The following is a 20,451-nucleotide window of genomic DNA, read 5'->3' on the forward strand; positions in this document are numbered from 1 at the left end:
AGATCTGATCGTAAAATGTGAATCTATCATAAAAACAGAGAGGATTACCTGTGGATAAAAAACTTAATTATCCACAGATTAGAAAGAATGAAATGTTGTTCAGTGATAAAAAACAGTTTTCTGACAGATTTTTATTAAGTTATCCACAGGAATAAAAAGGTGATTAAAAAAATCATCCTTATTATTGAGAAAAATTATGTAATGGATTGAATAAAGAGAGGGAGCCATTGTTCACTATGGCTTTCAGGATCTTCAACATGGAGTACATCAATTTTTAATGTTTCACAAAGTTTAACTGCACCTTTTTGCTCTAAGATATTTTCGATATGATTTGTGGCATAACAAAAGGTGTCATAGTCTGAATTACCTAAACCAACAATGGCAAAACGTAAATGCGAAAGATCAAGATGGGATTGTGCTATTTGATCAAAAAGTGGTCGTAAATTATACGGAATTTCACCTGCTCCGTGTGTGGAGGTAACAATTAACCATAAGGGTTCACCAATCACATCATCATAACTGGCGCCGTGAAAAAGTGCGGTTGAAAATCCTTGTGTTTTTAATATTGTTTCCAAATGTTCGGCAACATATTCTGCACTGCCTAAAGTACTGCCTGAAAGAAGACAAATATTCATAACCTATACCTAAATAAAAGAAAAAGGCTTAGAAAACTAAGCCTTTAATGGGATTATACATTATCAAATTTACCAAGTAATGAACGAATATGCTCTTGCCAGTTACGGTGCTCATTTTTTAATTGTTCATTTTCACTTTGCAATGCTTCAACTGTTTGTTGAGATTGATTGTTTTGCTCTTTTAATTCTTCTACTTCAAGTTGAAGTAATTGAATGGTTTCTACCGCTTGTTTAATTTTATCTTCAAGCTGGTTTAAGATTTCTAATGACATACTGACTTCCTTTAAATAACCTTTGAAACGGCTTTATTGTACCTGCTTCATTTTTCTTTTGAAAGCCTTCGGTAAAAATTTATTATGTAAACGTTTGCATAGTGTTAGAATAGTGCGATTTTTTGCTTGGAATGACGGAGATAAAAATGAATCGTGCATTGGCTATTGAATTTTCCCGTGTAACAGAAGCGGCGGCATTGGCGGCTTATACTTGGCTTGGACGGGGCGATAAAAATGCAGCAGATGAGGCGGCTGTGAAAGCTATGCGTTATATGCTAAACCTTATTCATATGGATGGTGAAATTGTTATTGGAGAAGGGGAAATCGATAAAGCGCCAATGCTTTATATTGGTGAAAAGGTCGGTTCTGGCAATGGTGAACTTGTCTCCATTGCGGTTGATCCTATTGATGGAACCCGTATGACGGCAATGGGACAATCCAATGCGATTTCTGTCTTAGCGGCAGGTGGAAAAAGAACGTTTTTAAAAGCGCCGGATATGTACATGGAAAAAATCGTGGTGGGGCCGGAAGTGAAAGGTATGATTGATTTATCATTACCCCTTGAACAAAATCTTCGCCGTACTGCTTCCCGTTTAGGAAAATCCTTGTCAGATTTAACGGTGATGGTATTGGCAAAACCCCGTCATGAAGCCGTCATTAAACAAATGCATGATTTGGGCATTCGGGTGATGGCGATTCCCGATGGCGATGTAGCTGCTTCCGTTTTATGTTGTCTGCCTGATGCCGAAGTGGATATGGTTTATGGCATTGGTGGTGCACCTGAAGGGGTGGCTGCAGCGGCAGCTATTCGAGCATTAGGCGGTGATATGCAAGCACGTTTAATCCCTCGTCACGAAGTGAAAGGAGAGAGCGAAGAAAATCGAAAAATAGCAGAGGAAGAAATTCGCCGCTGTGAAGAACTCGGTGTAAAAGTGAATGAAGTATTGAAATTAGAAGAGTTAGTGCGGGATGATAATCTCGTTTTTGCGGCAACAGGCATCACTCATGGAGAACTCTTAAAAGGAATTTCGCGTAAAGGTAATCTTGCCAGCACGGAAACCATTTTGATCCGAGGTAAATCACGCACTATTCGTAAAATTCAGTCTGTTCATTATTTAGATCGTAAAGATTCAGAAATCTATAAAATTTTACATATTTAATTGCAATAAAAGTGCGGTCGAAATTTTCGATGAATTTTGATCGCACTTCCCTTTTTTCTCTCAGGGTGAAATTCGCCAACCCGTCTATTTTTTGCTATAATCCCGCCTAATTTTTCATTTACAAAACAGAGATTAATTATGTCAGAAACGACCACGACCGATAACTATGGTGCATCCAGCATTAAAGTATTAAAAGGGCTTGATGCCGTTCGTAAACGCCCGGGGATGTATATTGGTGATACCGATGATGACACCGGTTTGCATCATATGGTGTTTGAAGTGGTGGATAACGCCATTGATGAAGCCTTAGCAGGCTACTGCTCTGATATTATTGTGACAATTCATGATGATAATTCCGTTTCCGTACAAGATGACGGACGGGGTATCCCTGTGGATATTCACCCGGAAGAAGGGGTTTCTGCGGCAGAAGTCATTATGACCGTGTTGCATGCCGGCGGTAAATTTGACGATAACTCTTATAAAGTATCCGGTGGTTTACACGGTGTGGGGGTTTCTGTTGTTAATGCTTTATCGGATAAATTACAGCTTACTATCCGCCGTCAAGGTCATGTTCATGAACAGTTTTATCATTTAGGTGAGCCACAAGCACCATTAACAATCATTGGTGAAACTGAAACAAGTGGTACAACGGTGCGTTTTTGGCCTAGTCCGGATATTTTTGCGATCACCACCTTTGATTACAAAATTCTGGCAAAACGCTTGCGTGAACTTTCATTTTTAAATTCAGGGGTTTCCATTCGTTTAGTGGATAAACGTGATGGAACGGAAGATCATTTCCACTATGAAGGCGGAATTCAGGCTTTCGTAGAATATTTAAATAAAAATAAAAACCCAATTCACCCAAAACCTTTCTATTTAACCGCAGAAAAAAACGGCATTGGAGTGGAAGTGGCGTTGCAATGGAATGATGGGGTAAATGAAAACGTCTATTGTTTTACCAATAATATTCCACAACGTGATGGCGGCACACACTTAGCCGGTTTCCGTGGTGCATTAACCCGTAGCCTAAATAGCTATATGGAAAATGAAGGCTTGTTGAAAAAAGAAAAAGTGTCCACTTCCGGTGATGATGCACGGGAAGGTTTAGTGGCCATTATTTCTGTGAAAGTGCCTGATCCGAAATTTTCTTCACAAACCAAAGATAAATTGGTGTCTTCCGAAGTGAAAAGTGCGGTGGAATCGGCAATGAATGAGAAAATGCAGGAATATTTATTGGAAAATCCTGCCGATGCGAAAATCATTGTGAACCAAATTATTATGGCAGCACGCGCCCGTGAAGCGGCGCGTAAAGCCCGTGAAATGACACGCCGTAAAGGGGCATTAGATATTGCAGGGCTTCCGGGAAAACTGGCAGATTGTCAAGAAAAAGACCCTGCACTTTCCGAACTCTATTTAGTGGAGGGGGATTCTGCAGGCGGGTCTGCAAAAGTTGGTCGTGATCGCAAAACACAAGCTATTTTGCCGCTCAAAGGGAAAATTCTAAACGTTGAAAAAGCCCGTTTCGATAAAATGCTTTCTTCTCAAGAAGTGGGTACATTGATTACCGCATTGGGTTGTGGTATTGGGCGTGATGAATATAACCCGGATAAATTACGCTATCACCACATTATCATTATGACTGATGCGGATGTGGATGGATCACATATTCGCACCCTTTTACTCACCTTTTTCTATCGCCAAATGCCGGAGCTTATCGAGCGGGGATATGTGTATATCGCCCAACCACCGCTTTATAAAGTGAAAAAAGGCAAACAAGAGCGTTATATTAAAGATGCGGAGGAAATGGAACAATATGAATTAACCCTTGCGCTTGATGGTGCTGCTTTGCATATCAGTGAAAATGCACCGGCAATGAATGCCCTTGCATTTGAAAAATTGGTGGCAGAATACAATGGTGTACAAAAATTGATTGGGCGTTTAAGCCGTCATTATCCAACACCGTTATTGCAAGGATTGATTTATCAACCACCACTTTCTGTTGAAATGATGCGTGAAGAAAGTGCGGTTGAAAATTGGGCTAAATCCTTTGTTCAATTGCTTGAGGAAAAAGAAACAGAAGCACATCAATATACACTGCGTACTCAATTTAATGCTGAACGTCAGGTTTATGAGGCAATCATTACTGTTCGTAAACACGGTATCGACAATGATTACTTTATTAACTTTGATTTTGTCAGTGGTAATGAATATGCAAAAATCGTTTCGCTCAATACACAATTAAATGGGCTATTAGAAGAAGGGGCTTATGTTGCCCGTGGTGAAAAAATCCAACCGGTACGCACCTTTGAACAAGCTGTAGAATGGTTAGTCAAAGAATCACGCAAAGGTTTGGAAGTGCAACGTTATAAAGGATTGGGTGAAATGAATGCGGATCAACTTTGGGAAACCACCATGGATCCAAATGCCCGTCGTATGTTGAAAGTATCTATTAAAGATGCCGTTGCAGCAGATCAACTTTTCACCACGTTAATGGGTGATGAAGTTGAACCTCGCCGTGAATTTATCGAATTAAATGCCTTAAGAGCAAACCTCGATATTTAGTAAAAAACACGAGGAAAAATGACCGCACTTTAACGGTATTTTTCTAGATTAAAAAAACCGCACATTTTTCCATGTGCGGTTTTTCATTATAAAAGGGTTTCAATTACCACTGATACATATAACCGGCGCCAACCATATTATAGCCTCGGGTATCTAGCCCCACACTGGTTTTGATAATATGTTTTCCGTTATCTGAAATTCGAGAATAACCGACAGAAATGGCATTCTCATCACGGTAATTTGCTACACCAACCCCAACACCGCTTGCTCCATTTCGGGTAACTTGTGGAATATTTGCCATCGCACCGGCTTGGGCAATACCGCCTCTTAATTTTTTATCTACGCTGTTAATTTTGTTATTAAGCGATTTCTGAGCATCTCTTAATTGGCTTACATTCACTGCATCTGTTGGTTCAACCCCTGGTGCAACATGAGTTATTCTCTTATTACCTGCATTAATTCCGTCTTTAGAAACACTCACATCACCTGCTTTAAATGTATTGGCATTCACCACATCAAAAGTTGGTGTGTCTGTTGTGGAATAGGTAATGGTTTTACCACTTTGTTTGACGACCATATTTTTACCGGCCTTATAAGTTACCGTATTGCCGGCTTGTACTTTTTCAGTTGTGACATTGATCGCTTTTCCTCCGTCTTCGCTGCCTGTGGTGAGGTTAAAGCTACTTTTATTAATAGCATTTGCTACATCGGTAACCGTCGCTAAATTACCATTTGTCGAATCAGGCACGGCAATACCATTATTATTCACAGAAATATCCCCGGTATTGACTGGTGGAGGAGTAGGGATATTTTTAATATCTTCCGTTAATTTGCTGGCAATAAGATAAAGCTGTGAACCATTAATGGCATCCGTTGAGGTTGGCGAAATATCCCCGGCTGAAACATTTTTAATTTGACGTGTTTCACCCAGTTTTGAATTGCCTACCGATACTGTCCCCACAGATGTCGCACCGGCGAAACCACCGTAGGTAACATTATTGATTGTCGCTTGCGAAGTATCTTTGGCATTTTCGGTGGTGGATTTATCGCCTAATGCTACGGAGCGTTCGTGATCGGCAAAGGCTTCTTTACCCATTGCGATAGCATTTTCTTTGGTTGCTTGGGCATCCGTTCCTAAGGCAATGGAGTGATCGCCGACTGCATTCCATACATTGTGTTCAGCACGGTGGACTTGTTTACCACCGTTTGTTGTATACCAAGCTTTAGTTTTAGTGGTATTACTTCCGATAGAAATTGCATTTAAACCGCTTGCAGATGCACCATTACCCATTGCAATGGAATTATCACCCGCAGCAGAAGATGAAGGGCCTGCTGCCGTAGAATAATTTCCTAATGCTTCTGCCCAACTACCTAATGCTGATGCGGCTTGACCGAAGGAATAAGTGTGCGTTCCTACTGCTGTACCGGCATAACCTAAGGTTTTAGAATCATCACCTAAAGTGGTTGCTCGGTCGTTTAAAGCATAGGCTTTGGTACCTAACGCCGTTGATCCCCAACCAATTGCACGAGATTCATCACCAATAGCAATGGTTGATGTCGCTTCATCTGACAAGCCAATAAGATCTGCCGTCATCCCAATTGGTGAATTTTGTTTCCGTAAAGTTTCTGCGGTGGTTCTTATACTATTTTTAACATTTGGATCGATATTAGCCGCACCATCAGTATTTGTTATATCTAATGTTCTTGCATCATTACCAATGGCAATCGATTTCACACCACTTGCTTGTGCTTTATTCCCCATTGCAATGGCACCATTGCCGATAGTACTACTTTCCAGCCCTATTGCAATTGCCCCACCACTGCTAGGATTTCCATAGTAAGCACCGGCTAAAGATTTAGCATTCCCCCCTAAAGCGATATTTCCATCACCTTCTGCATTGGCACGGGAACCTATAGCATAACTTAACCATCCATTAGCCACCGCTTCATGTCCGTAAGCAATGCTTTGCGAGCCTTTTACCGTTGCTTTATAGCCTTCTGCAATACTATATACGCCACTATATCTTCCTTTTCTACTATTGGAAGCAGAAGCATAGGCATCATTTTTATCAACAGAAGCTTCCGGACCAATAGCAATAGAATGGGTTGCTGTTTGGGCAATTGATGGACCTGTTGTATTGGTAGTATTGATTTCTGCGTAATTATGAAGAGGTGCTGAAAACACATTCGCACTAACAAGCAGTGCAATAGGTGATAAATAAAATACCTTTTTCATTATGACTCCGTTTATAAATATAATTTTACAAATTTTATGGTCTGAAATTTATGCAATCAAAATGATTTACAAATATTTACAAGAGATTATTTCTAGGCTTGAGTTTACAGGGGGGATCATCAAATTCATTTATAAGAATTTAAAACCCAATAGACAAATTTGCTATAATTTACCCATTTCAATTATTTTTCCAAAAGTAGCCTAATGGATATACTCATTGTTGTTATTGTGCTAGGTACTCTCGCCATTTTTACTGTCATTCCTTTCATCCGTTTTCTACAAACCAGAAATAATAGAGAATTTGAAGGGGAAAAACTCATTCCCTTTAGCTGTGGGAAAGTGTTTAGTGCGGCACGTTATTATTTTAATTCCAAAGGGATTTTTATTTTCCATGGGGGAACATTAGCTCATCATTATCAATTTGAGGATTTGATGAGCTTGGAAAAAATGAGTGTAACAGTGAATAACCGAAAATACTGGTTTATGCGTATTCACACCCCAAATGGGCTGCGCCACTATCAATTTATTCCGAAAGATACGATTTTTAATGACAATTTCACCCAGTTTTACTGCTTCTTAAAAGTGAACTATCCAACTAAAGTGAAAGGAAAATGGCATAGATGGTTTGCGGGAATTTGAAAACAAAAGGAAAATTGACCGCACTTTTGAACATATTGATATCAAAAGAAAAGTGGGCAAATCGCCCACTTATTTTTTACTTCGACAAATCAATCTGATACACCGCAAAGCCCACTTCGTCGGTGCCAACTTGTTTGGTCGGATACTGTGATTTTTCTTTGATAAATTGTGTTGCCTGCTCTGTTGGCGAGGTTTCAAAGCGAATGTCTAATTTATCGTTGCCTGTGATAGGGATAAAACGCCAGTTTTTATCCGCACTTGGATTCACCGCGCCCTCTTTTTTACTGGTGCCTTTGATGTAGTCTGCCAGAATTTGGCGGTTTTCATCCGGTGAGGCATAGACAATATGTTGATCGCCGGTGCCGGGGAATTTATTGCTGTAAGCACGGTAATTGTTGGTGGCAATTAAAAACTCTGCTTTTGGATCAACCGGTTTGCCTTGATAAGTCAGGTTTATCACACGGTGTGAGTTTGGATTAATGAGTTTACATTCGCCATCATAACGGGCAGGTTTAGTGATGTCGAATTCATAATTAACCCCATCAATCACATCAAAGTTATAAGTACGGAAGCCTTCCCAATTAATCAATGATTGCGGTTTATCGCTGGTTGGGTCGATTTGGTTAAACATGCCGGCACTACATTCAAGCCATTCTTTGAGCTGTTCGCCTGTGACTTTCACTACCACAAGGGTATTAGGGTAAAGGTAGAGATCCGCTGCATTACGGAAAGTCAGCTCACCTTTATTCACTTCTGTATAACCGGTCGGATCGTTTTTACGTCCACCTGCTTTAAATGGCGCACCGGCACTTAAAATCGGCAAGCCTGCCATTGCAGCCACATTGGGTGCGACTTTTTCCACATAGGCTTTTTGGGCTTGATTTACAATTTGAATGGTGGGGTCATCTTGCACCAACGCCAAATAGCTATACATATTGTCGGTGGCTTTCCCAATAGGTTTCGACACAAATTTACGGGTTGCTTCGTGAACCGGTTGTAAAAGTGCGGTCAATTCCGGGTCATTTTTAGCAAGGGCTTTTTTATTTTCAGCATCAAAAATAGGGCGAAGTGCTGCACGCCCTTCTGTCACAATCCATTTGCCGTTATGCTCGGTTAAGCCTAAATCCACGACACTGATATTATTCGCCCAATACCCCGCCATACTTTCAGGCACACCTTTTACTGTACCTTTTACAATATCCGCATTTGGTGATTTGGCGAACTCTTTGTTCGGGAATAGGCGGTGTGAATGGCCAAAAATCACTGCATCAATATGTGGTACATCTGCCAGATAGAATGCGGAATTTTCTGCCCCCTCTTTATAGGGTTCGTCCGATGGACCTGTGTGTGCCAAGGCAATTATAATATCCGCCCCTTTTTGTTTCATTTCAGGCACATATTTTTGTGCGGTTTTAACAATATCGCGGGCTTCCACTTTGCCTTGTAAATTGGCTTTATCCCACACCATAATCTGCGGCGGTACAAAACCGATATAACCAATTTTTAACTGATGGGTTTTACCTTGATTATCCACCACCGCTTTTTCTTGAATTATATAAGGGGTGAAATAAGGCTCATCGCTACCTACTTTAACCACATTGGCATTGATAATCGGGAATGTCGCCTGTTTCATTGAATCCGCTAGATAGTCCAAACCATAGTTAAATTCGTGGTTACCAAGTGTCCCCACATCATAGTGCATGGCATTCAAACAGGCTATAGCAGGGTTTGGTCTACCTTCTTTATAACCTTGTGCAGCTTGGTAATCGGCAATAGGGTTACCTTGAATTAAATCACCATTATCCACTAATACGCTATTTTTTACCTCAGTGCGGGCCTGACGAATTAAACTGGCCGCACGGGTAAAACCGAATTTATCGGTTGGGGCATCTTTATAGTAATCAAAATCCGTTAAAAAACTGTGAATATCTGTGGTGGCTACTATGCGTAAATCAATATCGGGTTTGCCTTTTGCCATGGTAAAACGGCTAGCACCTAATGCAAGAATACTGGTTGCACCGATTTGGATAAAATGTCGTCTATTCATCATAAAAAATGTCCTCATTAGAGAGATAAAAATTCATGCTATTTTACATTTTTTTAAAGAAAGTGAGGTCTGTTTTGGCAATATTTTGAAAAGAAAGGCGGTATTAAACCGCCTGGAAAATGGGGTATTACCCTAATAACCGCTGTAATAATCCGCTATAGATATTCACACCTGTTATCAATTGATTTTCATCGAAATCAAATTCGGCTTCATGATGACCGGCAGTGCGATCCGCACCAAGAATAAAATAAATGGCTTTTCCCCCGTGATCTTGCACACGTCTGCCTAACACGGTGGCATCTTCACTGGCATTGAAGGCATAATCATCAACATGGTGAATTTGAGGTTGTTGCAAAGCAATTTCTTCTACTAATTGCACCAATTCCTCGTCATTGTTCATATCAACCGCTTCGCCCACGATTTCTGTTTCATATCCTACATTGAAGCTGATAGAAATTCCTTTGGCAATTTGCATCACTTGCTCGGTCATATAATCATTAATTTTTTTATTTTCGCCACGGACTTCAAGCTGTAATTCCGCTTCTGTTGCGATCACATTACGACCTTCTCCCGCTTTTAATACCCCCACATTGATACGGCTCATTCCTTCACCATGACGGGCAATGCCATGGAGTTGAGTCACAGCATGCGCTGCAGCAAGCAGTGCATTACAGCCTAAATGAGGGGCAGCGCCGGCGTGTGCCGGTTTGCCATGAAAGCGAATATCAATTTTGCTTGTAGAAAGAAAATTTCTCGGGTTGGCTATCACTGTGCCGGAATTGGCACAAAAACTGATGTGCGAACTGGCAAAATAATCCGCATCATCAATCACACCACTGGCGGCAATTGCAGCGGCACCACGGGTTCCTTCCTCTGCTGGTTGGAAAACAATTTTTACTTTACCGGTAAGTTTATCCCGGTTTTGTGCAATCCATAATGCTGTTCCCAGCCCTATGGTAATGTGTCCATCATGTCCGCAAGAATGCATAAAGCCCTCATTGATAGAAGCAAAACCTTCTTTATTCGGAATATGATTTGGATCCTTTGTTTCTGTAACATTCACGCAGTCAATATCAAAACGTAACGCCACAGTTTTACCCGGTTTACCGGAGTCAAATAAGGCAACACAGCCGGTATAGCCCGCCATTTTATCAAGCCATTTTTCATTCATCCCATAGGCTTTTGCTTTCACCAAGCCATTATCTACCACCGCTTGTTTACGACCACGGACGAAATCAGGATTAATAATTTGTTCACCCATTAAAATTTCAAAGCAACCAAGGCTCTCTAAATAATCGGCAATACGCGCTGTTGTCCAAAATTCGCTCCAACCGGTTTCAGGAAATCGATGAAATTCACGGCGCCAATGGATGAGTTGAGATAAATCGAGGTTCATTTTTTTCTCCTTAAAAACGCATGAAAAAAACACCGCACTTTGTAGTTGTACGGTGTTTTTCAAAGGTTTATAACATAAATAATGCCAAGAATAAGACAGCAAGCACCATGCCAGGCGCCGTGCGTTTTACCATTTCAACCGGACTTACCATCGCAAGGCCTGCACAAACAATGGTTACACCGGCAATCGGGGAAGCTGTCCGACCCAATGCACCGGCAATGGCCGCAGCCATACCCAAGTTGACATGGGTGTATCCCAGATCAACGGCATGTGGGGTGACAGCACTATTAAAGGCAATGGCGGCAGCATCACCGGAACCTGTGATTAATCCCATTAAAAACGGCCCGATAGTCGCCCCCCAACGCACAAATTCGTTGGATTCTTTTAAGAACGCAATTGCCGAATCCACAGCACCGGTTGATTTTAATCCTGCGACAAACACGCTTGCGGCAATAATAATACCGAGTACGTTTGCATAAGAATTCCCCATTCCATTAAAAAACTCTTCGGTGATTTTCACCGGTGAAATTCGGGTAACGATAATGCCGTAAATGGCACCAATCAGCATAGCTTGCGGAACCCCCATTTTTGTCCATTCAAGCCCCGGCGTTTGTTGTAAGGATGTGCCGCCAATTACTAAAATAATCAATGGTAATAATGGGGCAATAGCATAGAGAACATTAACACCTTGTACTGTTTTGGTGTCGGTTTCTTTTTGTTCGGCAAGATAAGCTTTACGGTGTTCTTCACCATAATCTTTGAAAACGAGGGCTAAAATGGTTAAAACAACCGCACCAATCGCACCTGCAATCATATTGTAAGGAGCATGGGAAAGGTTGACTTGGGTGATGGTTAAACCGGACATTTCGCTGATCATCGCAGAATGGGAAGAACCCGGACTCATCATTGAACCAAAGGTACCGGCTAGAATCGCGGCACCTGCAGTGGCTGGGCGAACCCCTGAACTTTTTAACACAGGGATTAATGTTGCCCCTACTGCTGCTGCGCAACCGGCCGCAGAAGGAATCGCAATATTAATAAAAAAGGTAATAATGGTGGCGATAGGAATTAAGAAAAATTTTAGTCCACTTAATGGCTTGGTGAGTAAATGTACCAAATGTGTATCACATTGTGTGTATTTCATTACATAGGCGAAGCCCATACTGGAACAGATCGCCATAATTAATCCACCGGATGTCATACTTTTTGCAAAAGCATCAAGTGCACCCATTGGATTTAATGTAGCAATTGACATTAATAAACCGACACCGATTAATACGGTTCTTGTTTCCGCTTTTTTGATTAAAAAATAAATGGTGGCGAAAATACCAATAATTGCCACTAGAGGTTTAAATATTTCCATACGATGTTCCTTTTAGGTTAATAAGAAAAAGTTTGATTTACAGCAAAGGTATCACATTGCATTCCTTCACTGAAACGTAAAATAGGATTTTCCCCCAGCACTGTCGCCTGTTTTCCTTGAATATGCAATGCTGAACCTTCAGGTAAGGCGTAGACAAGTGCGGTTGGATTAACAAGTAAAAATTCAGCCAACCGTTCTTCACGGCTTTCACCATTGTGACCTTGAATTTTGCCGGAAATAAAGTGAGGATTAATTTGATGAGGAAATAATTGCAGTGCAGAAAAAGAAGGGGGATAAGTGATTGGCATATCGTTGGTCGTCATAATAGAATTTCCTGCCACATTTGCCCCTGCACTCCAACCAAAATAGGGCGTTCCGGCATTCACTTTTTCCCTAATCGCTTCAATCAAATGATATTCATAAAGCTGTTTCAATAAACAAAAGGTATTGCCACCGCCAATTGCAATCACATCGGCTTGTTCGATAATATCACGATGTTGTTTACCACGGTGGACAGAAATAATTTCCATCTCTACATCTGATAATGCTTCTTGCACCGTTTTTTCATATTCATCAAAAGTTCGGCGAACACCTGCATAAGGAACAAAAGCTATTTTTTTACCCCGGTAATCCGCTAAAAATTGTTGTAACCAAGGCACTGCGTGTTCTAAATACTTTGTTTCTTTATATTTTGAACTGCTAAGCAGTAACATTGCTTTCATTTTCTTACTCCTTTTATTTAAAAATACGGTCATTATGCATGGAAAAAATAGGATAGATATAATCTTCTAAATAAAAATTATCATTACTTGATAAAAGTCAAAAAATAGACAATAACAGGATAAAATGATTGTTGATTAACCTTCAACCTGTGTAACACTTAATGGAAGAATTCGTGTCAATTATCTCATTTGGGGTGTTTACTCATAACCTACGGGATTTTACAGAATGGAAAGGCTAGAAAGAGGAATTAATGTTTTTAAAAAAGTCGTATTGGAGTGGGCTGAAATTGGTTGAATCTAATGAATATAAGCGCTAATTTTTTTGTCCTCTACTTTTATAAAGGTAACTCTGTCGTTGATTTTACAGTTTTTAATGTGACTTCTGATTTTAGTGTTTTAATTCCTAATCGAGAATTAAGATAAGTTGTTTTAATGTAGTTAAATTCTTCAAGATCTGAAACGCAAAGTTTGAGTAAAAAATCATAGCTACCTGCCATAAAATGACATTCTAGGATTTGTGGGATTAATTTAACTTCAAAAATAAATCGTTCTTTGAGTTCAAGGTCTTCTTCAAAAAAAGAGCCTTGAGCATAAATAATGAGGTTACAATTGATTTTCTTTGGATCAAGTAGTGCAACATAGCGATCGATCACGCCACTTTCTTCTAACTGATTTACCCGATGTAAACAGGCTGAATTAGATAAATTAATTTCACTCGCAAGTTCATTATTTTTCAATCGACCATTGCGTTGTAATGCTTTTAAAATGCGTGTGTCAATATTATCAAAACATTTCTTGCGCATAAAAAAATCCTTTTTTAATGCTTTAGTTATCGCAATTATAAAAGATACCGCCTAGGAAAACTGTGATCTAGACGGTATTTTTTTAATTTAATTGTCGCTATACACTATATAACGATACCTGTACAACGAGTAAAATTGAGCCTATTAGGAGTAAACAGCCTATCATTGGCATAACAAATTTTACCCATTTATCAAATGGAATATGTAACATTTGAAGGGTCACTAACACCAATCCTGTTGGCGCTAAGAAAAGCATAGCATACTGACCCCAGTTATAAGCAGAAACGACAATATCACGAGGAATTCCCACCGCATCGGCAAGTGGTGCCATAATTGGCATTGAAAGCACTGCTAATCCGGAAGAAGAGGGAACAATTAATCCAAGGAAAATAAACACAACAAGCTGACCAAGGATAAATATGCTGCCTGGCATACCACTGACTAAATGAGACATGTAATCCAAAATGGTATCGGAGATCATACCTTGCTCAAGCACTAAGTTTACTCCTCGTGCAAGACCAATGATTAAGGATACACCGACTAATTCAGAAGCACCTTCTGTAAAAGATTCCACAATTTCTTTTTCGGATAATTTACTGATGAACATAATGATAATGGTGATAGCAAGGAAGGATGCCGCCATTTCCGGAAACCACCAGCCGCCAGCCATTACGCCCCAGATCATAATTGGGAAAGCAATACAGAACAGCACTAATATTAATTTACGACGTAATGAAAACTCAATCGTTGCATTAGGATCAAAATTTTTCATATAGCGTTGGCGAAACTCTTCACGGCCGTCGTAAGTATAAGAAAAACTTGGATCTGCTTTGATTTTTTTACAATACCAATAAAGGTAGGTAATCACGCAAATGGCACCTAATACCAAACCTAATGCACGAAAACCGATACCTTCAGTAAATTGGATACCGGCAGCATTAGAGGCTATCACAACAGAAAAAGGATTGACTGTTGAAAATGCGGTTCCCATTGAGGAAGCAAGGAAAATAGCCCCAACACAAACAATTGCATCATATCCTAATGCGAGAAAGACGGGTACAAGAATAGGATAAAATGCAACGGCTTCTTCTTCAATTCCACAGGTTGTTCCACCCAGTACCATTAGGACGGACACACTAAATACAATAAAAAATTCATTACCTTTAGTTCGTTTTGCCAATGCCATTAACCCAGCATTAAAAGACCCCGTACGATTAATGACGCCAATCATTCCGCCAAGTACGAAAATGAAAACCATCACATCAGCGGCTTCAATTGTTCCCACAACCATACTTTTCGTAATATCACCAATTCCCTTATGATGTTGCGCGACCCGTTGATAGGTACCCGGTATAGCAATGGGTTTTTTTATCACCCCTTCCGTGAAATTAGAAAGTTGAATTTTGATATTGAGATTATCAAGAGATTCTTTTGTTGCAGGATAAATTTTATCAGCAGTGCCATAACTTTTTACGACGAAGACGTTATCCGTAGCGTTGTAAGTCAGTTTAGAATATGAACCGGATGGGATGATCCAAGTTAATCCGACAGCGAGAATTAAGATAGCAAATAAAATTGTAAATGCTGATGGGAAAGTAAACGTTTTTTTCTTTTTGTCCGCTTCCATGGCGCACTCCTTATTTGAGCGTTTATGGCGGTTGATCCAAAATCTCGCTAAAATCAACCGCACTTTTTAGCCATTTCAATGTAAGGGGATCGTCATTGCATACGCCTTACATTCAAAAAGACCGATAATTAATCATAGTAAGAAATACCTTCAGCTTTTTGGGTAATTCGTGTCCCCGCTTTACCTTTTACAATGTCCACAATATCAGACAACGAGCCGATAACGGCATCTTTGCCGGTTTGTTTTACAAAGTTAATCGCAGCTTGAACTTTTGGCCCCATAGACCCGGCAGCAAACCCAAGTTTTGCCATATCATCCGGTGAGGCATGGGATATTGCTTTTTGTGTTGGTTTACCCCAATCCATAAAAGTGGCAGAAACATCAGTCGCAATGATAAACAGATCCGCATCAAGGTTTTCGGCTAATAATGCAGAACAGAGATCTTTATCTATCACCGCTTCTACACCGTGTAAGTGATGTTGTTCATCATAGTAGGTAGGTATTCCTCCACCACCGGCACAAATCACAATACTTCCTTTTTCCAACAACCATTTAACCGGACGAATTTCAAAAATACGTTTTGGTAATGGGCTTGGCACGACTCGGCGATATTTATCACCATCTTGTGCGATAGACCAGTTTTTTTCCTTCGCCAAACGTTCGGCTTCTTCTTTGGTATAAACCGGGCCAATAGGTTTGGTTGGATTTTTAAATGCCGGATCGTTAATATCGACTTCTACTTGGGATAATAAGGTTGCAAATGGGACTTCAAAGGGAACGAGATTACCCAGTTCTTGTTGGATCATATACCCTATCATTCCCACCGACTCAGCACCAAGTACATCCAAAGGATAAGTGGGAACATCGGTATAAGCCGCCCCCTGCAATGCGAGCAAACCAACTTGTGGACCATTACCATGTGCAATCACTAATTCATTATTTGGCCAAATTTTTGCAATTTGCTCGCAAGCAATGCGAACATTTTGACGTTGATTTTCTGCGGTTAAAGGTTCACCCCTTCTCAATAACGCATTACCGCCTAACGCAATAACTATTCTCATCATTGCCTCCTAAATTAAGCTGGAATAAAGCACGGCTTTAATGGTGTGCATACGGTTTTCCGCTTGCTCAAAGGCAACGTTCATTGGCGATTCGAAAACCTCCTCCGTGACTTCAATACCATTAGCCAGTTCAGGGTATTTTTCAGCAATTTGGCGGCCAACTTTCGTTTCACTGTTATGGAATGCCGGTAAACAGTGCATAAATTTAACGCGTGGATTACCTGTACGTTTCATCAATTCAGATGTGACTTGATACGGTAATAATAATTTAATGCGTTCTCCCCAGCTTTCTAAAGGCTCTCCCATAGAAACCCAAACATCAGTATGTACAAAATCGACACCTTTTACTGCTTTATCAATATCATCTGTAACGGTAATACGCGCACCACTTTGTTTTGCAAAATTTTCACACATATCAACCAATGCCGCTTCCGGTAATAACGCTTTCGGGCCACAAATACGCACATCCATACCTAATTTTGCACCAATCAATAACAAGGAATTTCCCATATTATTGCGAGCATCACCAATATAGACATAGCTAATTTGATTTAGGGGCTTGTCGCAATTTTCAATCATCGTAAGCACATCGGCTAACATTTGAGTTGGATGAAATTCATCGGTTAAACCATTAAATACCGGCACACCGGCATATTTTGCCAGTTCATCAACAACACTTTGTTTGAACCCTCGATATTCAATCGCATCATACATTCTGCCTAATACACGGGCGGTATCTTTCATGCTTTCTTTGTGGCCAATTTGGGAAGAATTTGGATCGATATAAGTGACTTGAGCGCCTTGATCGTAAGCGGCGACTTCAAAGGCACAGCGTGTTCGAGTGGACGTTTTTTCAAAGATGAGGGCGATATTTTTCCCTTTTAATTTTTGCTGCTCCGTGCCGGCGTATTTTGCTCGTTTTAAATCTCGAGATAAATCAAGTAAATAGTTAATTTCACGCTCTGTGTGATTAACAAGACTTAATAGATGTCTGTTTTTAATATTGAAAGCCATAATAATCTCCTTATTCTTTGTCATTGATTAATTGGTTAACATCCATTATTCGAAATACGGCTTATTATTCGAATGGTGTTATTTTAAAAGTACAAAAAGGAAATTTGGTTTCGTATTTTTATGCTGAGCGTAAAGATTTCGAATTTTATTTTAAAACTCAATAAAAACTCAGCATAAAATTTTTAAATTGAAGTGTTTGTGCGATGACATATAAAAAAGCCACCTATTTGAACATTCAAATGGGTGGCTTTTTACTGTATATCAAACTACTTTTTCATCCATTTATCATAGATTTTTTGATATTCGCCTTTTTCTTTAATGGCTTTTAAACCTTGATTTAAGCGTTCTTGTAAGGCCTTGTTGGATTTGTTTAAGGCAATTCCCACGCCACGGCCAAAATATTTTTCATTTGTCACTTTCTCGCCAATAAATTCGATATTGGGTTCTTTAGTCATCATATCCGCAAGCAGTGCTGTATCGCTCAATACAATATCGATCCGTCCGTTTTGCAGATCCAAAATCGCATCTTGTAAATTGACATAAGATTTTGGCGAATATTGAGGGGTTTCAGCCACAGTGTATTGTTGGAAAGTCGAACCGTTTTGCACACCGATATTTTTTGCAGTGGCTAAATTTCCTTTACCTTTCAATGCCACATAGCTTGCAGAGCTATCATAATAAGGATCAGTGAATAAAATTTGTTTTTCACGGGATGGCGTAATATCAATGGCTGACATTGCCGCATCGAAGCGTTTTGCTTTTAGGCTGGGAATTAATGCATCAAAGGGTTGGGTTTTAAAATGGCAGGTGGCTTGAATTTCCTTACAAATGGCTTGTGCAATATCAATATCAAACCCGATCAATTCACCTTTTTCCGTAGTGACTTCAAAAGGCGGGTAATTCGGCTCTGTGCCGAACGTTAGTTCCTCCGCATTACCAGTTGCACTCACCGCTGCGATAAAAATACCAAGTAAAAAGGGTTTCTTCATTATTGTCTCCTTGTGTTTGCTTTTAATTATCTGCATACATATTAATTAAATGTGAATATATATGCAATCATAATTCATAATCTTTGCTTTAGTTCTGCTCATTATGGCATAAAAATTCTGTGATCCCTGTCCCAATTTTGAAATTTGACGATTGTTTTTACATTTTTACTGAAAAGATAAATCATCAGAGATTTTTCGTATAGCAAAGCCTTTTATGATTTATCACCCAATAAAAAACCGCACCTTAAAAAGTGCGGTTGATTATTTCATTATTCTTCTTTTGGTAGTCTGATAAGGGCAAATAAGAAACCGCCCCAGATTACGCCAAGGGCGATGATCATCATAATAATTGCACTTGTGCTCATTTTATTCTCCTTTTATTCCAGTGTTAATTTTGTTTCGCTTTTCCATTTCAAGCGGGAAAGGATAAAGGCAACGACAAGCAAGCTAATTGCCATTCCCCAACCAAAAATATTCACAAACCAACTTGGGTAGCCTTCGTAGCCTTCAGAGAAGACTTTGGCTCCTTCACTAAATAGCATAAAGGCGAGGATACCGGTGGTGAGTACAATACATAAACGCCAGAAAAAGCCCACTTTAAAAGAAGAGGTTTCGTTTAAGTGATCGCCCAATAATCCTAGTTTTTCATTAGCAACAATGGCAACAAGAGAAACAAACGCCACGGCAACGATACCGAAATAGTTGACGAATTTATCGAAAACATCCAGCATTGGTAAGCCGGTTGTGGTACCGAATAAAATAACGGAAACAAACATCATTGGTACGCCTACGATAAAGGTGACTTTCGCACGGCGAATGCGAAGTTTGTCTTGAATAGCTGAGATAATCACTTCAATAACGGAGATAAATGAAGTGAGTGCGGCAAAAGTGAGTGAACCGAAGAACAGTACGCCAAGCACTTCACCAAAAGGGGCTTTGTTGATGATGGTTGGGAAAGCAAAGAAAGCCAAACCAATCCCGCCTTTTGCCACTTCGCTCACCTCTTGTCCTTGTGCTGTTGCAATGAAACCTAATGCGGCAAATACCCCAATACCGGCGAGCACTTCAAAACTACTGTTGGCAAATCCTACGACCAAACCGCTACCGGTCAGATCGGATTCTTTTTTCAGATAGGATGCATAGGTCACCATAATCCCGAAACAGATAGAAAGTGAGAAGAAAATCTGACCATAAGCGGCAATCCACACACTTGGGTTAGAAAGTTTTGACCAATCCGGTGTGAACAGGGCATTTAATCCTTTTTCTGCACCCGGTAGGAAAAGGGAATAAACCACAAGGGCGACAAACATCACTACAAGAACAGGCATAAGGATGGATGAAGATTTTGCAATCCCTTTTTGAATTCCCATAGAAAGTACGCCTAAGGCAATCACCCATACGGCAATTAATGGGCCGGTGACCATCCCAACAAATTCAAAACTCACCCCATGGGTAATATCGCCCATTTTTAGAAATTCACCGATGAAAAAATCAATGGGTTTATCGCCCCAGGCTCCGTTGATAGAAAAATAGGTATAGCTTGCAGCCCAACCTAATACCACAGCGTAATATAAGCCGATAATGACGTTGACCATTACCTGCCACCAGCCAAAGACTTCAAAGTGTGGGCTGAAACGGCGATAGGATAAAGGTGCGCCACCACGGTGACGATGCCCGATGGCATAGTCTAAAAATAATAGAGGGATCCCTGCGGTTAATAGTGCGATAAGGTAGGGAATAATAAATGCACCCCCGCCATTTTCGTAGGTGGTATAAGGAAAACGCCAGATATTGCCTAACCCAACGGCCGAGCCAATCGCGGCGAGAATAAATGCTTTGCGACCGGAGAAGGTCTCACGCTTTGGAGCGGATTGTGTCATAGATAGTTCCTGTCAAAAAATAAAAAAAGAGTTCAACTATAATGA

17 protein-coding genes are annotated in these 20,451 nt (G+C 40.2%); 3 read left to right on the forward strand and 14 right to left on the reverse strand.

Annotation, left to right across the window (positions count from 1 at the left end; translation table 11 throughout):
- Positions 1-194 precede the first annotated feature (194 nt).
- A complete protein-coding gene (gene mioC, locus BKK48_RS05265) occupies positions 195-635 on the reverse strand; it encodes an FMN-binding protein MioC (protein ID WP_077427108.1) in 441 nt (146 codons plus the stop codon).
- Between the two features lie 53 nt (positions 636-688).
- Complete coding sequence (gene zapB / locus BKK48_RS05270) at positions 689-907, reverse strand: cell division protein ZapB (protein WP_077427109.1); 219 nt, start codon at positions 905-907, stop codon at positions 689-691.
- 146 nt (positions 908-1,053) lie between these two features.
- Between zapB and glpX the strand changes: the two genes are divergently transcribed.
- Together glpX and gyrB are read left to right on the forward strand one after the other, a co-directional pair.
- Entirely contained in the window at positions 1,054-2,067 is a 1,014-nt protein-coding gene (gene glpX / locus BKK48_RS05275) for a class II fructose-bisphosphatase (protein WP_077427110.1), read from the forward strand.
- 138 nt (positions 2,068-2,205) lie between these two features.
- On the forward strand, positions 2,206-4,629 hold the full coding sequence (gene gyrB / locus BKK48_RS05280; protein WP_077427111.1) for a DNA topoisomerase (ATP-hydrolyzing) subunit B: 2,424 nt from the start codon (positions 2,206-2,208) through the stop codon (positions 4,627-4,629).
- Between the two features lie 103 nt (positions 4,630-4,732).
- Here the strand turns inward: gyrB and BKK48_RS05285 are convergent, their stop codons facing one another.
- A complete protein-coding gene (locus tag BKK48_RS05285; RefSeq protein ID WP_077427112.1) occupies positions 4,733-6,865 on the reverse strand; it encodes a YadA family autotransporter adhesin in 2,133 nt (710 codons plus the stop codon).
- 204 nt (positions 6,866-7,069) lie between these two features.
- On the opposite strand from BKK48_RS05285, the gene BKK48_RS05295 reads away from it, so the two are divergent.
- Positions 7,070-7,504, forward strand: coding sequence for a hypothetical protein (locus BKK48_RS05295; protein ID WP_077427114.1), 435 nt, complete (start codon positions 7,070-7,072; stop codon positions 7,502-7,504).
- Between the two features lie 76 nt (positions 7,505-7,580).
- Here the strand turns inward: BKK48_RS05295 and cpdB are convergent, their stop codons facing one another.
- From cpdB to BKK48_RS05350, 11 genes are all read right to left on the reverse strand, one after another.
- Entirely contained in the window at positions 7,581-9,554 is a 1,974-nt protein-coding gene (gene cpdB, locus BKK48_RS05300) for a 2',3'-cyclic-nucleotide 2'-phosphodiesterase (RefSeq protein ID WP_077427115.1), read from the reverse strand.
- 124 nt (positions 9,555-9,678) lie between these two features.
- Positions 9,679-10,947, reverse strand: coding sequence for a M20 family metallo-hydrolase (locus tag BKK48_RS05305; protein WP_077427116.1), 1,269 nt, complete (start codon positions 10,945-10,947; stop codon positions 9,679-9,681).
- Positions 10,948-11,014: 67 nt separating this feature from the next.
- On the reverse strand, positions 11,015-12,310 hold the full coding sequence (dcuC, locus tag BKK48_RS05310; protein WP_077427117.1) for a C4-dicarboxylate transporter DcuC: 1,296 nt from the start codon (positions 12,308-12,310) through the stop codon (positions 11,015-11,017).
- Positions 12,311-12,327: 17 nt separating this feature from the next.
- Positions 12,328-13,032 carry a dipeptidase PepE gene (gene pepE / locus BKK48_RS05315; protein ID WP_077427118.1) on the reverse strand — a complete coding sequence of 235 codons (705 nt, stop codon included), beginning with the start codon at positions 13,030-13,032 and terminating at the stop codon, positions 12,328-12,330.
- Between the two features lie 335 nt (positions 13,033-13,367).
- Positions 13,368-13,835: an Lrp/AsnC family transcriptional regulator gene (locus BKK48_RS05320; RefSeq protein WP_077427119.1), complete on the reverse strand. Its 468-nt coding sequence runs from the start codon at positions 13,833-13,835 to the stop codon at positions 13,368-13,370.
- A 97-nt stretch (positions 13,836-13,932) separates the two neighbouring features.
- The gene (locus BKK48_RS05325) at positions 13,933-15,462 is read right to left on the reverse strand and encodes a YfcC family protein (protein ID WP_077427120.1); all 1,530 of its coding nucleotides are present in this window, start codon (positions 15,460-15,462) and stop codon (positions 13,933-13,935) included.
- 128 nt (positions 15,463-15,590) lie between these two features.
- The gene (gene arcC, locus BKK48_RS05330) at positions 15,591-16,523 is read right to left on the reverse strand and encodes a carbamate kinase (protein ID WP_077427121.1); all 933 of its coding nucleotides are present in this window, start codon (positions 16,521-16,523) and stop codon (positions 15,591-15,593) included.
- Positions 16,524-16,532: 9 nt separating this feature from the next.
- Positions 16,533-17,537 carry an ornithine carbamoyltransferase gene (locus BKK48_RS05335; protein WP_077427122.1) on the reverse strand — a complete coding sequence of 335 codons (1,005 nt, stop codon included), beginning with the start codon at positions 17,535-17,537 and terminating at the stop codon, positions 16,533-16,535.
- A gap of 266 nt (positions 17,538-17,803) precedes the next feature.
- Positions 17,804-18,526, reverse strand: a complete 723-nt coding sequence (locus tag BKK48_RS05340; protein ID WP_077427123.1) for a lysine/arginine/ornithine ABC transporter substrate-binding protein — start codon at positions 18,524-18,526, stop codon at positions 17,804-17,806.
- A gap of 269 nt (positions 18,527-18,795) precedes the next feature.
- Positions 18,796-18,891, reverse strand: a complete 96-nt coding sequence (locus BKK48_RS05345; protein ID WP_077427124.1) for a methionine/alanine import family NSS transporter small subunit — start codon at positions 18,889-18,891, stop codon at positions 18,796-18,798.
- 12 nt (positions 18,892-18,903) lie between these two features.
- Positions 18,904-20,406, reverse strand: coding sequence for a sodium-dependent transporter (locus tag BKK48_RS05350; RefSeq protein ID WP_077427125.1), 1,503 nt, complete (start codon positions 20,404-20,406; stop codon positions 18,904-18,906).
- Positions 20,407-20,451: the final 45 nt, after the last annotated feature.

It is taken from the genome of Rodentibacter heidelbergensis (assembly GCF_002000125.1).
In the GTDB taxonomy this organism is placed as follows: domain Bacteria; phylum Pseudomonadota; class Gammaproteobacteria; order Enterobacterales; family Pasteurellaceae; genus Rodentibacter; species Rodentibacter heidelbergensis.

Bases quoted from the DNA above. Each gene is read 5' to 3' on its own strand.
- mioC (WP_077427108.1), bottom strand. From the start codon at position 635: ATGAATATTTGTCTTCTTTCAGGCAGTACTTTAGGCAGTGCAGAATAT.
- zapB (WP_077427109.1), bottom strand. From the start codon at position 907: ATGTCATTAGAAATCTTAAACCAGCTTGAAGATAAAATTAAACAAGCG.
- glpX (WP_077427110.1), top strand. From the start codon at position 1,054: ATGAATCGTGCATTGGCTATTGAATTTTCCCGTGTAACAGAAGCGGCG.
- gyrB (WP_077427111.1), top strand. From the start codon at position 2,206: ATGTCAGAAACGACCACGACCGATAACTATGGTGCATCCAGCATTAAA.
- BKK48_RS05285 (WP_077427112.1), bottom strand. From the start codon at position 6,865: ATGAAAAAGGTATTTTATTTATCACCTATTGCACTGCTTGTTAGTGCG.
- BKK48_RS05295 (WP_077427114.1), top strand. From the start codon at position 7,070: ATGGATATACTCATTGTTGTTATTGTGCTAGGTACTCTCGCCATTTTT.
- cpdB (WP_077427115.1), bottom strand. From the start codon at position 9,554: ATGATGAATAGACGACATTTTATCCAAATCGGTGCAACCAGTATTCTT.
- BKK48_RS05305 (WP_077427116.1), bottom strand. From the start codon at position 10,947: ATGAACCTCGATTTATCTCAACTCATCCATTGGCGCCGTGAATTTCAT.
- dcuC (WP_077427117.1), bottom strand. From the start codon at position 12,310: ATGGAAATATTTAAACCTCTAGTGGCAATTATTGGTATTTTCGCCACC.
- pepE (WP_077427118.1), bottom strand. From the start codon at position 13,032: ATGAAAGCAATGTTACTGCTTAGCAGTTCAAAATATAAAGAAACAAAG.
- BKK48_RS05320 (WP_077427119.1), bottom strand. From the start codon at position 13,835: ATGCGCAAGAAATGTTTTGATAATATTGACACACGCATTTTAAAAGCA.
- BKK48_RS05325 (WP_077427120.1), bottom strand. From the start codon at position 15,462: ATGGAAGCGGACAAAAAGAAAAAAACGTTTACTTTCCCATCAGCATTT.
- arcC (WP_077427121.1), bottom strand. From the start codon at position 16,523: ATGAGAATAGTTATTGCGTTAGGCGGTAATGCGTTATTGAGAAGGGGT.
- BKK48_RS05335 (WP_077427122.1), bottom strand. From the start codon at position 17,537: ATGGCTTTCAATATTAAAAACAGACATCTATTAAGTCTTGTTAATCAC.
- BKK48_RS05340 (WP_077427123.1), bottom strand. From the start codon at position 18,526: ATGAAGAAACCCTTTTTACTTGGTATTTTTATCGCAGCGGTGAGTGCA.
- BKK48_RS05345 (WP_077427124.1), bottom strand. From the start codon at position 18,891: ATGAGCACAAGTGCAATTATTATGATGATCATCGCCCTTGGCGTAATC.
- BKK48_RS05350 (WP_077427125.1), bottom strand. From the start codon at position 20,406: ATGACACAATCCGCTCCAAAGCGTGAGACCTTCTCCGGTCGCAAAGCA.